Annotated in this window: 11 protein-coding genes; all 11 read left to right on the forward strand. The window is 50.0% G+C overall.

The features are described from left to right. Positions 1-86: 86 nt before the first annotated feature. The 11 genes from GT1_RS05080 to GT1_RS05130 all read left to right on the forward strand — a co-directional run bounded on the left by GT1_RS05080 (position 87) and on the right by GT1_RS05130 (position 12,568). Positions 87-1,112 (forward strand): molybdopterin-binding protein, encoded by a 1,026-nt coding sequence (locus tag GT1_RS05080; RefSeq protein ID WP_223226061.1) that lies wholly within the window; start codon positions 87-89, stop codon positions 1,110-1,112. 137 nt (positions 1,113-1,249) lie between these two features. Next, positions 1,250-2,539, forward strand: coding sequence for an amidohydrolase family protein (locus GT1_RS05085; protein ID WP_188397810.1), 1,290 nt, complete (start codon positions 1,250-1,252; stop codon positions 2,537-2,539). A 508-nt stretch (positions 2,540-3,047) separates the two neighbouring features. Further along, the gene (locus GT1_RS05090) at positions 3,048-3,638 is read left to right on the forward strand and encodes an amino acid synthesis family protein (RefSeq protein ID WP_188397811.1); all 591 of its coding nucleotides are present in this window, start codon (positions 3,048-3,050) and stop codon (positions 3,636-3,638) included. A gap of 156 nt (positions 3,639-3,794) precedes the next feature. Continuing rightward, the gene (locus GT1_RS05095; protein ID WP_188397812.1) at positions 3,795-4,946 is read left to right on the forward strand and encodes an amidohydrolase family protein; all 1,152 of its coding nucleotides are present in this window, start codon (positions 3,795-3,797) and stop codon (positions 4,944-4,946) included. 49 nt (positions 4,947-4,995) lie between these two features. Continuing rightward, on the forward strand, positions 4,996-6,156 hold the full coding sequence (locus tag GT1_RS05100; protein ID WP_188397813.1) for an amidohydrolase family protein: 1,161 nt from the start codon (positions 4,996-4,998) through the stop codon (positions 6,154-6,156). Between the two features lie 126 nt (positions 6,157-6,282). Continuing rightward, positions 6,283-7,179: an NAD(P)-dependent oxidoreductase gene (locus tag GT1_RS05105; protein WP_188397814.1), complete on the forward strand. Its 897-nt coding sequence runs from the start codon at positions 6,283-6,285 to the stop codon at positions 7,177-7,179. Beyond that, on the forward strand, positions 7,179-8,381 hold the full coding sequence (locus tag GT1_RS05110; protein ID WP_188397815.1) for a 3-isopropylmalate dehydratase/homoaconitate hydratase family large subunit: 1,203 nt from the start codon (positions 7,179-7,181) through the stop codon (positions 8,379-8,381). The genes GT1_RS05105 and GT1_RS05110 overlap by 1 nt, the downstream gene beginning before the upstream one ends. A 2-nt stretch (positions 8,382-8,383) precedes the next feature. Further along, positions 8,384-8,932: a 3-isopropylmalate dehydratase gene (locus GT1_RS05115; RefSeq protein ID WP_188397816.1), complete on the forward strand. Its 549-nt coding sequence runs from the start codon at positions 8,384-8,386 to the stop codon at positions 8,930-8,932. After that, complete coding sequence (locus tag GT1_RS05120; RefSeq protein ID WP_188397817.1) at positions 8,933-10,087, forward strand: 2-methylaconitate cis-trans isomerase PrpF family protein; 1,155 nt, start codon at positions 8,933-8,935, stop codon at positions 10,085-10,087. It begins immediately after the preceding gene. Positions 10,088-10,143: 56 nt separating this feature from the next. Beyond that, the gene (locus GT1_RS05125; RefSeq protein WP_188397818.1) at positions 10,144-11,010 is read left to right on the forward strand and encodes an oxaloacetate decarboxylase; all 867 of its coding nucleotides are present in this window, start codon (positions 10,144-10,146) and stop codon (positions 11,008-11,010) included. Between the two features lie 154 nt (positions 11,011-11,164). Then, positions 11,165-12,568 carry an L-serine ammonia-lyase, iron-sulfur-dependent, subunit alpha gene (locus GT1_RS05130; RefSeq protein WP_223226062.1) on the forward strand — a complete coding sequence of 468 codons (1,404 nt, stop codon included), beginning with the start codon at positions 11,165-11,167 and terminating at the stop codon, positions 12,566-12,568. Positions 12,569-12,803 lie beyond the last annotated feature (235 nt).

Raw genomic sequence — 12,803 nt, forward strand, 5'->3', positions numbered from 1 at the left:
TAAAACCTTTCCGAGCAGTGAGCCAGGATTTTCCGGCTCACTGTTTCGGTCTTTTATATAAGCCCAATGGAGGAAGATACATATATATGGCAATGCGTAAGGTACGGGTAGAAGAGGCTGTTGGTATGGTGCTGGGCCATGAACTCACCAAAATTGTTCCCGGTGAATACAAAGGACCGGCGTTTAGAAAAGGGCATATTATTCAGCCTGAAGATATTGTTCATCTCAAAAATATTGGCAAAGACCATATATTTCTGTTTGAATTAGGACCGGAGGAACTCCATGAGAATCAGGCCGCACTCAGGCTGGCCCAGGCGGCGGCCGGGCCGGGAGTTGTGCTGGACACACCGGGAGAAGGAAGGGTTAATCTTAAGGCGGCTGTTAACGGAATCCTGGAGGTTAACAGCGCCGCTGTTACGGCGATCAACATGACTGACAATGTGGCGCTGGCTACCCTGCACGGCGGTACGGTGGTGGAAGCTGGTACCACGGTTGCCGGCGCCAAGATTATACCGCTGGTCATTGACGAGGAGCTGATACGGCAGGTGGAAGCAGAAGCCCGGGAGTATCGGCCGGTGGTTGCGGTAAAACCAATGAAAAATAAAAAAGTAGGGATCATCGTTACCGGCAATGAGGTCTTTTACGGCCGCATTACGGACAAATATGCAGCTGTCTTTGCCGGGAAAGCCGATACCTATGGCGCAACGCTTGTAGGCACGGTCTACCAGCCTGACGATAGTGACAGGATTACGGCCAGCATCCTTGATTTCAAACAGCAGGGGACCGATATTGTTATTGCAAGCGGCGGCATGTCGGTTGACCCTGATGATGTTACGCCTGATGCTATCCGTGCAACGGGAGCCAAGGTTGTTACCTACGGCACGCCGGTATTGCCTGGTGCCATGTTTATGCTGGCCGAGCTTGACGGCATGACCATCATGGGGATGCCGGCCTGCGGCATGTATGCGCGGACAACCGTGTTCGACCTGGTATTCCCCCGCCTATTGGCTGATATTCCCGTTACCAAGGCCGATTTCGCCGCCTTGGGACACGGCGGGTTGTGCAAATCCTGCAAAGAATGTGTATATCCGCATTGCCCGTTTGGCAAGTAACCCAATTGGCCGTTTATAACATATGCTGTCATTAATGTATGTTTTATCAGTAATTTTCGCTATTAGTCTATATATATGAAATAGCAGCAATTGTATATTTGCATTATAATTGTATAAGAAAGGATTGGTAAACATTAATGGCAGAAAGCATAAAAATTATAAAAGGCAATATCGTTTTTACTCCCGGTTTTGGGCAGCTGGAAGTTTTTGAAAATAGTTTTATACTTATCGAAGGCAAAACGGTTAAAGGGATTTATCGTGAGCTGCCGGCAGAATACACCCATATGGCTGTAACCGACTACCAAAATGCATTAATCATTCCCGGCTTTGTCGATTTGCATTTCCATGCGCCGCAGTTTGCCAACAGAGGCCTGGGGCTTGATCTCGAACTTTTGCCCTGGCTGGAAAGATATACGTTTCCGGAGGAGGCAAAATATACAAATATAGCCTATGCGCAAGCGGTTTATAAGCAGGTGGTCACAGAACTCTGGAAGTGGGGCACAACCCGGGTGGCGTGTTTTGGCACCATTCATAGAGCAGCTACGGCCAAGCTGCTGGAGCTATTAGCACTGGCCGGTCTTGGCGGTTATGTCGGCAAAGTAAATATGGATAGAAATTCACCTAGTAGTCTCATTGAGACTACCGCACAATCACTGGCCGATACCGAAGACTATATCAAAGCTACTATTGACAGGTACGAGCTGGTCAAGCCGATTATAACGCCGAGATTTGTGCCTACCTGTTCGCCGGAATTAATGACCGGTATCGCCAAACTGGCCCAAAAGTATAATTTGCCGGTCCAATCCCATTTATCAGAAAATGCCGGTGAAATTGCCTGGGTTAAAGAGCTTCACCCCGAATGCCCGAACTATGCCGGTGTATATCACCGGTTCGGATTGTTTGGCCAACAGCCGACCATTATGGCTCACTGCATCCATAATGATGATGCCGAGATTGCTTTAATGGCAAAAAGCAAGGTATATGTCGCCCATTGTCCCTATTCGAATAATAACCTGGCAAGCGGGATAGCTCCTATCAGGAAGTATCTTGATAACGGTATCGCTGTAGGTTTAGGATCAGACGTAGCCGGCGGTCATGAGGTATCCATAGCCAGGGTCATGACTATGGCGGTACAGGTTTCCAAGCTGAAATGGCTGGCAACCGATAAAAGCGAGAAGTTTTTTACCATACGGGAAGTACTTTATCTGGCGACAAAAGGCGGGGGAAGCTTCTTCGGCAAAGTAGGCAGCTTCGAAGCAGGCTACGAGTTTGACGCCCTGGTCATTGACGACAGCAGCCTGGAAGTCCCGGCCGGCAGCCTGCGTTCTATCGAAGACCGGTTAAGCCGGTTCATTTATATTGGTGATTATCACAATATTGTTGCAAGGTATGTAGCTGGCGCTAAAATTGAACAGCCGCAATTATAGCAACACCGTATTTCACATCTGTTTTTACGCTGGCTGCTGTAACCGGCTGTTTCAAGTGTACAGAAGAAATGTCCAGATCGTGTGCAGGCAGCATGGTATATAAGTTATCAAGCTGACGATAAGTTCCATATTGACTTGTGCCTGCTTACCAGGATGCAGATGAGAGAATATATTTGATGAAAATTCCTAAACTCATCTTCCATTAACTTACTGAATGTGAGTTAACCTTGTAATTTAGGGCAAAAAGACGTTATTTTTTTCATTTTTGCAATAATTTTTTTAATTTTAAAAAAGACTACTTTGATGCAGGTTTAAAGATTGTCCAGGTGTCATAGTTTTGCATTTTTGCAAAACTATGACACCTGGATTTGTTGTTATCAGGCGCAAAAACCTTATTATATATAGTAATTTTGTAAAAAGAATGAATTGGCACACTAATTGCATTAATAAGTAGTAAGTGTGCGCGCTATATGTCCGGACGCGGACTTAAAAAAGGAGAGTGGCTAAAATGGGAGCTAACATCAAAAAGATCGTCACACAAAAGGAAACCATCTATTACGATGGCTTTAAGGGAGTGGAAAAGCCGATAACCCGGGTCGTCGTTGCCGCTGTTATTGAGAATCCCTGCGCAGGTAAATATGTGGAGGACCTCTCTGAGCTTATCGGTATTGGCGAAGAGCTGGGTGGCAAGCTGGCGAAAATTGGCCTTGAGACATTACCCGGTGCAGTGGAGAACTATGCTAAGGGAGCCATTATTGGCACCAATGGTGAGTTGGAGCATGGCGGTGCCGTTCTTCATCCCAAATTGGGCTATACCATGCGCAAGATTATTGACTTACCCTGCAGTGCCCTGATTTCCTGCAACAAAAAGGTTGCAGGTCCTGGCGCTACCATTGATATCCCGCTAATGTTCCGTGATGAGGCTGCCATCCGCAGTCATTATGACACAATTCCGAACTTTGGTATTCCGGGTGCTCCGAAAGCCGATGAGATGGTTGTTTTGATTGCCATGACCGATGGCGGCCGTCCGCATCCACGCTTGGGCGGACTGACCCTGGAAGAATATGAGAAGAGAAAAGCTGAAGCCGCCAAAAAGTAATAAGCGCAACAGGTCAAACCTGGCAGGAGAGTCTAGACTTAAAGGAATGACTGCAGTTGCAGGCTCTCCTCCCAATAATCATCACATAGCTAAAGAGATAACAGAAGCACAAGGATAACATGTGCGTGAATAATTCAGAAAAAGAGGGATCGCTTTATGGCCAAAATTTTACTGAAAAATATAGGCTGCCTGTATTCCGGGGACATTAATGAGCCTGTTATTAAAGCAGACTCCATTTTGATCGAGGATGGCAAAATCATAGAGGTCGGCAATAGTCTTACAGCCGGTGACGCCAGGGTGATTGATGTAAGAGGCACCACCGTTATGCCTGGCCTGCTTGACAGTCATACCCATCCGGTTATCGGTGAGTGGACTCCCCGGCAGAATGCCATGAGTTGGATCGATCCGTATGTACGTTCCGGTGTAACAGGCCTGATTAGTGTCGGTGAGACACATATTCCCGGAAAGCCGAAAAATGCCGAGGGTATGCGTGCGCTGGCTACTGTTGCCAAACAAACCTTTGACAATGTTCGTCCCGCCAAAATGAAACTGTATGGCGGCGCTTATATAATGCATAAAGACGCTGCGGAAGCAGACTTTAAGAAATTTGTCGACATGGGCTGCAAATGCACCGGTGAAATCGGCCTGGGCAGTGCAATTACTGTCGAGACAGCAGGCCCGATGATGAAGTGGGCCAAAGATGCCGGTTTGAAGGTCACCATACACCGTGGTGCATCCTATCTGCATGGCTCCAATACCATTGACCCTGACACTATCATTGGGCTGCAGCCTGACGTTATATGCCATGTTTCACTGGGAAGGGTTCCGGCTGATGAGGTTCACCGCTATTTTGACGAGACAAAATCCCACATTGAGATTACCCGTCCGCAGCTTGGCAGCCTTGATGCAAACGCTGAGGTCATCCGGTATGCCCAAAAGAGAAACGAGCTGTACCGCGTAGTGTTTGGCAACGACTGCCCGTCTGGTTTCGGCGTCTTCCCGCACGGTATTTGGGAGTTGGTTCTGTTTGCTTCGGTTTTCTGCGATATTGGCGTTGGTGCTGCCATCGCGATGGCTACCGGCAATACCGCACAGGCGTTTAACTTAGAGAACACCGGTACTGTCAAGGCCGGAAACTGGGCAGACCTTGTAATCTGCGATGCACCTGCCGGTTCCGTGCTTAAAGATGCAACGGCTGCCATTTCAGACGGCACCCTTCCGGGTATCAGCATGGTCATGATTGATGGTGAGATCGTAGCACAAGGTGCTGGCGTCAACACCGCTCCAGCCAAAAACCAAGTTTGCTAAGAACGGATTGTGTACCGTATCTCAGAAATAAAATGGGAGCTGAAACAGTATGAAAAAAATATATATTAAAAATTTAGGAACCATTGCGAGCGGCGATGTAAATAATCCGATTCTGGCTGCAGAGGTTATTTATGCAGAAGACGGCGTAATCCAGTATGTAGGTGCTGCTAAAGCAGACCTCGAAGCTGCAGCCGCCACGGTTGTTGATGCCAAGGGGCTGGATGTTGGCCCGGCTTTGATTGACGCCCATGCACATCCGCCGATGAACGACTATCTGGTCGAGTTTAAGGCTACAGACTTTGCTACTAATTTTATGGCCGGCGGCACCGGCAGTATGATCTCTGTCGGCAGCACCATGCCTGGTATGCCCTATACCGTATCTGGCGTAAAGGCAGTCGCCGTTGCCGGAAAGCAGATTTGGGACACGTACCGTCCGTTAGGCTCCAAGGTATATGGCGGTGCGTTGATGCTGGTTGACGGTCTTAAAGACAGCGACTTTGCGGAGATGGCGGCCGAAGGCATCAAGGTTGTAGGCGAGGTCGGCAAGAGTCCTGTGCAGGATGTCGCTAAAGCGGCCGAGCTGACCAAGATGGCGCGCAAGCACGGTATGGTGGTTACAGCCCACTCCGGCGGCCCGGCAAAAGCTTGCTGCGCGAGCTACAATGCCGATGATTTGCTGAAAATAAACCCTAATGTCATTTGCTCATTAAACGGCGGTCCCACACCCATGAGTGATGCCGATATCGAAAAGGTGCTCAAGGAAGGCGATTTCTATTACGATATGCTGGCCCATGGCAATGTGCGTATTTTGCGCAATGTCTACAAGCTGGCAAAATCACTCAATAAGGTTGATAAGTTAATGTTTGGCACCAATGTGCCCTCCATGTCCGGCTACTCGCCGTTAGGCCTGTGGCTGAGCATAGCCGCTTTAAGCAATACCTATCAGGATGTTCATCCTGCCACCTTCATTGCCATGGCGAGCGGCAATGTGGCGGACTGCTATGGTTTGGACCACGGCAAAATCGCAAAAGGCTACAAACTTGACATAATCTTCCTGGATGGCTTCGGCTATGATACTTGCCCGTTTAAGACGCTGCAGTCCGGTAATATGTGCAGCACAAGCTTTGTCATTCTTGACGGCGAGCTGCGGATGCCGCATTGCAAGAACGTGCCCGGCGCTTCCAGAAAGCCTGAGTTCATCACCAAATAAGTAAACAGCTGTATTCCCCTGCATGCTGCAATGCCGGAATTTCCCTGGAGGTTCCGGCATTGCACGGGGTGGGGGGACAACAAGATAAGCAATAGAAAATGTGCCTTAATTAGGGGGAGTAGAATTATGGAACTCGGATTTATCGGATTAGGTGCAATGGGCTCTAAAATGCTTGCAAATGTTATTAAGGCTGGTCACAGTGTTACAGTGTTTGATATTGGACAGGCGGCGGTAGATGCGGCGGTGGCACTTGGAGCCAAGAAAGCAGCCAATGCGGCAGAGACTGCGCGAGGCAAGGAAATTGTATTATTGTCGTTGCCGAACTCGGCTATTGTGGAGTCAACAGTCCTGGGGACCGGCGGTATTCTGGAAGGTGCCGAACAGGGTCTCCTGATTGTAGATTTGAGCAGTATTACACCGCAGTCTATTCAAAAAATTGCAGGCATAGCTAAAGCAAAGGGCGTAAGCATCATTGATGCGCCGGTCAGCGGTGGTACTGCAGGGGCACAAATGGCTACTCTGAGCATCATGGTTGGCGGCGAACAAGCAGATTTCGAACGTGCTCTCCCTGTTTTACAGTCAATTGGCAGCAAGATCGATCATGTGGGTGCAATCGGTGCAGGCGACACCGTTAAGCTTGTTAACAACCTGTTGCTTGGAGTGAATATGGTGGCAGTTGCCGAGGCACTATGCCTGGGGGTCAAGGCAGGCATAAAACCGGAGGTACTTTATCAAATTATCAGCAACAGTTCAGGCAACTCTTATGCATTGACGGCAAAGTATAAGAAGTTTATTGCTGCAGGCAACTTTGAACCAGGCTTTATGATCGATTTGCAATATAAGGATCTCCAGTTGGCAGTCGATACTGCCAAGGGATTAAAAGTACCGTTGGTTTTGGGCAATATCGCGCAGCAGGCCTATGAGATAGCACGTGCCAGCGGGTTAGGTGCTGAAGATATCTCGGCCGTGATTAAGCTGGGTGAAGCTTTGTGCGACATCAAGGTCCGCGAGGAGGCCCAGTAATGAATGTCATAGAAAAAATCCTTGCCAAAAAGGCAGGTCTTGATCATGTCAAGCCAGGGCAGGAAATCACCGTCAAGGTGGATTTGGTCATGGCCCATGATGTGACCGCGCCCATTGCAATTGAACAGTTTCGGAAGATTGGTGTTTCTCGGGTATATGACCCCGAGAAGGTGGTATTATTCATTGATCATAATATACCGTCCTCTACCGTTGAGTCCCGTCAGCAGCACCGGACGATGCAGGCGTTTCATGAGGACTTTGGTGTTCAGTTCTACAAGCGGTCGGACGGCGTCCTGCACCAGGTGGCGTATGAGGAAGGGCTGTATGGCGCAGGCGATATCATTGTCGGCGCAGATTCCCACACCTGTACTGCCGGTGCGCATGGCGCGGTGGCAATTCCGCTCGGTTCCACTGAGGCGGCTGCTGTTATGGCACTTGGCGAGCTTGATCTGGAGGTGCCGGAGACGCATATCATCCGCATCAACGGCAAGCTTAACCCCTTTGTCTATGGTAAAGATATCGTTTTACATATAATAGGAAGGTTTACAACTAACGGCTTTACTGACTGTGCGGTGATTGTCACCGGAGATGCCATTGTTTCGCTGCCGTCGGAGGAAAAGATGACAATCGCTAACATGATGATTGAGTGTGGTGCAATGATTGGCTACATCGACCAAGGCAATGGCGATCCGGGGCCTGGTGCGGTAGAGTACGATATTGATGCCGCAGAGATTGTTCCGGTTGCGGCCTGCCCCTCTTCGCCAGGCAATGTCAAGCCGCTCAGTCAACTGGTTGGCACACGGATTACCCAGGCTGTGCTGGCAAGTTGTACCAATGGTCGTTATTCGGATATGGAGATTGCGGCGTCTGTTCTGCAAGGCCGCAAGATTGCCTCCCATGTTAACTTGGTGGTTGTTCCCGCATCCCGCAGAATCCTTGAGCAGATGGAGGAAAATGGTCTGGTGAAGGTGTTCCGTGATGTGGGGGCTATTGTCATGAATCCAGGCTGCGGCCCTTGCTTTGGTTCACATCAGGGGCTGTTGACCAAGGACGATGTGGCTGTATCTTCTACCAACCGTAACTTCCCGGGACGTATGGGTGACAAGGCCGCGCAAGTGTACCTGGCATCGCCGCGTGTGGTTGCTGAGAGCGCTGTGGCCGGATACCTTGTGCTGCCTGGTACCATAACAAAGGAGGTGTAATTATGGACGGAACAGGCAGAGCTTTTTTTCTTGGAGACAATGTGGATACAGATCAGATATTGCCTGGTTACGCCATGTCGCTGCCGCCGGAGCGCCTCGGAGAGGCGGCCTTGGGCGGCAGTGCAATCCCCAATTTTGCCAAGATTGCCGCTCACGGTGATATTCTTGTCGCCGGTGACAATTTTGGCTGCGGTTCATCGCGCGAACAGGCACCTGTGGCGTTAAAAGCCTGCGGTATACGTGCGGTTGTTGCCAAATCCTTTGCGCGCATTTTCCGCCGGAATGCCATAAATATTGGGCTGCCGGTTATCACTTGTGATTGCATTGGCCAGATTACGGCTGAGGCAAAAGACAATGATGTTTTCGAAATTAACATTCAGGCTGCAACACTTACGAATATGACCAGGAAAACCGGCTATGTGCTTAAACCGTTGGCGGCGTCAAGCTTGCAAACACTACATGCCGGAGGGCTGATTAATCGTGTGCGCGAAAAGCTGTCAGAGCGTGGTGAGCAGTTGCAGTCTGGCCAACTAACGGGAGGGGATAGGTAAATGGATCAAAAATCAATTCGCACTGTCATTATGCGTGGCGGCACCAGTAAGGCCATGTTTCTTCGTGAGGAGGATCTGCCGCAGGATAAGGCCAAGAGGGATCAGATTATTCTAAAGGTATTCGGCAGTCCTGATGTCCGTCAGATTGACGGACTTGGCGGCGCGGACCCATTAACAAGCAAGCTCGCCATTATCGCAAAGTCAGACAAGCCCAATGTCGATGTAGAGTATACCTTCGGCCAGGTGTCCTACGTTGCGCCCCTCATTGATTATTCCGGCAACTGCGGTAACATCTCGTCCGCCGTAGGACCCTATGCCGTTGATGAAGGCTTAGTACAGATTGAGGAGCCGGTAACCACTGTACGGATTCTAAATACCAATACCGGAAAAATGCTGTATGAGAAGGTACAGGTCGGGGGCGGCAAGGCCAAGGTCAAGGGCGATTATGTTATTGCGGGTGTTCCCGGATCAGGCGCAGAAGTAGTCGTTGACTTTTCCGACACAGCAGGTTCGGCAACCGGTAAGCTCTTGCCAACAGGCAATGTGCTTGATGACATCGAAGTCGCGGGTTTCGGCAAAATCCAGGCGTCACTGGTGGATGCCGCTAACCCGGTGGTATTTGTGCGTGCTGCTGACCTCGGTATGACTGGTATCGAAACGCCCAAGCAAATTGACGAGAATGGCAAGCTGCTGGCGGCACTGGAGGAGATTCGCGGCAAGGCTGCTGTTATGATGGGCTTGTGCGGCAAGTGGGAGGATGCTGTCAAAGAAATTCCCGCTTTTCCGATGGTGGCTTATGTGGCACCTGCTCAAGGCTACAACGATTTCACAACAGGCAAGGCTATCGCCGAAAGTGATGTGGATTTTGTTTCGCGCCTCTTATTTATGCAGGTGACGCATAAGACCTATGCCGGTACTGCCACAACCTGCACAGGAGCGGCTGCCCGTATTGAGGGCACCGTTGTGCACCAGGCAATGATGGCTAAAGACCGCGGTAAAAACATTGCGGTGCGCATCGGGCACCCGGCCGGTGTCATTGCCCTGAATGTCGCAGCCGAACAAAGAAATGGCGATTGGACGCTGACGCGCGCTGAGGTTAACCGTACTGCCAGGCGCATTATGGAAGGAACCTGTTATTACATAGACTCAGAATGATGCTGGGTTCGAATTCATAGTAATCAAAAGCCATAAAGGCGGAATGGAGACAGACAATGAAACAAAGAAAAGTACTCAGAGAGCTTCTGTGCGATAAAGCCATCCTTGTCGCGCCTGGTGCGCATGACGCACTGACTGCGCGTGTTGTGGAAAAGTGCGGGTTTTCAGCGGTGTATATGACCGGATATGGACAGGCGGCAAGTGCGCTGGGCAAGCCTGATATCGGCCTGCTTTCGATGACAGAAATGCTTGACCGCGCCCGCAAGATGGTAAGCGCCGTAAATATTCCGGTGATTGCCGATGCCGACACCGGCTTTGGCAATGCCGTTGGCCTGATGCGCACGGTAGAAGAGTATGAGGCTGCCGGTGTGGCGGCTATTCAGCTTGAGGATCAGGTCGCGCCCAAGCGCTGCGGTCATATGTCCGGCCGGAAAGTTGTCTCACTGGAGCAAATGGTAGGTAAAATAAAGGCTGCTATTGCCGCGCGCAAGGATGCGGATATGTGCATCATCGCCCGCACTGATGCCCGCACCGTACACGGCATTGATGAGGCGCTGCGCCGTGCCAAGGCATATGAGGCAGCAGGTGCTGACATCATCTTCGTGGAGTCTGTGGAGTCTGTAGAAGAAATGCGTCTGGTCAACAGCACAATCAAAATACCGTCACTGGCTAACATGGTCGAGGGCGGACGCACACCGCTGATTCCCAATAAGGAATTGCAGGAAGTGGGTTACCGGCTGGTAATTTATCCGACCGCTTCCACCTATGTCACGGCTAAAGCCATGTTCCAGCTTATGCAGCAGCTAAAAGCTGATGGAACTACAGCTACAAGCATGGACAATATGATCGTATTTTCAGAGTTTAACCAGCTGGTCGGCCTGCAGGATTTTGGGAAGATTGAGGATGAGTTTGTTTGCGAGTGAACTCGTTTCAGCACAGCTGAAGCATCGGGGGTTCAGGTGGAGAGTCTACTCCACCTGAACTGACGCCGCCTGTAGAGGCGGGAGTCCTAACTTGTTGGATAAGATAAATCATAGTGGATAAAAAATAAATACCCGCGGGAAAGGGGTTAGTAAGTTGCCGACGTTGAAGAAAAGGCTGGAGGTTTTGCAACCTGTTACCATGGGACAAATGATTGGCCTGGCAAAGGAGTTTGCCGTTTCTGTTGTCGACGTTGTATTGGCCGAAGCAGAGCTGCAGACAGGGAAATCGCAAGAAGAGATTCTTGCGGATGTTATGGAGCAGTACCGCCATAATTTGCAGGCCATTGAAATCGGGCTAAAGGACGGCGAAAGTATCCTGCTTGGTACGGTTGCGTCACAGCTGGGAAAAATCGAGGGTCCCAAGTGTTTTGACGATAAGTTCCTTGATGATGTTTTGCTGTACACGCAGGCTGCACAGGTGGGCAATCACTGTATTGGCCTCAGACCTTGCGCCGGAACCGGGGATTCCTGTCCTTATACAGGCTATATCATGGCCATGATGCGTGCCGGTTACAGTGAGCGAGAAGTCGCAGAGATCGCTGCTCTGTTTTTAAAAATCGGCGGACTGTTCCGTGCCGGCAAAGTGACGACAGGCTGCAATATGGAGGGTTTTGGTGCTGGTGCGGCCTGTATAGCAGCGGGTACGGCCGCATTGATGAAAGGAACACCAGAGCAGATGGAAAAGGCCATGGTATTGGCACTATCTCCCACCATCGGTGTTCCGTGTACACCGCGCGTGCTGGTTCCGGCTCTGTGTACAACACACATTGCCGGTGCTGTTATGATCGGTATGTACTCCGCCAAGCTGCTCTTGCGGGTAGACATTGATGTTAATGTGCCGATTGATGTGATGTTTGCCATGGCCAGCCAGGTTCACGTCCAGTCAGGCAAGCATTTGGTGCCGACTGTGGTGGACTTTATGGAGCCGTTTTTTAAACGCAAGCCCCAGGTAGAGGATTTGGTAGAACAGCATGTCAAGGATGCCGAGCAGGCCAAAATTGAGCAAACACTGAAAAATGCCGATGCCATATCGCAAAATTTTGCCAAGCAAACTTTGCCAATCACCAATACCTTGGGTGAGGCTGTTGTCGGCGGCAGCAGCCAGGCTGTCGGTTCGCCGACTAATGCAGCGCGTATTGCGCATGAACTGGCTCGGGGGACAATCCGAAAAATAACGGTGGAATTGTATCCGGAATTGTTTGCCCGTCGGGCCATCAACATTCCCGGGGTATTGATGGGTGCTGCCTTTGGCAGCTCGACCGCAGATTACGATATGTACAATGCGGCCGTTCAAAAGGTTCGCGAAGCAGGCATTGAAGTAAACATCGTTGAGGGTACGGAAGCTTACATCCAAAAGATAACCATTGAGACAGATCAAATGACCTGTTGGGTTGACACCTTAAATCGCGGCGGCGGCAGGGTCCATTTGCGCGATGCTTCGCCTTCGCTGGAGCAGGCAGCAGCAGCGGCTAAGCGGTTGGGCATTGTCTTAGCCTAACATAGAGATAACATAAAGCTTGTAGTAATAGTTACTACAAGCTTTATGTTATTGTTTATTTCTGATAGCGGAACAACTGTTGTATATCTATACATCCGTAGATTTATTATGTTAAAATAGCCCTATGGGATTACTTGATTCTAGTGAAGTTTTGGTAATATCCTGCAATCTATGTAAACTACTGTTCGGGCATTGCCGGGCCGGGGTTTACAGAGATTGGATAACTTAAGGGAGG

The sequence above is a fragment of the Sporomusa sp. GT1 genome (assembly GCF_014634905.1).
Classification (GTDB): Bacteria; Bacillota; Negativicutes; order Sporomusales; family Sporomusaceae; genus Sporomusa; species Sporomusa sphaeroides.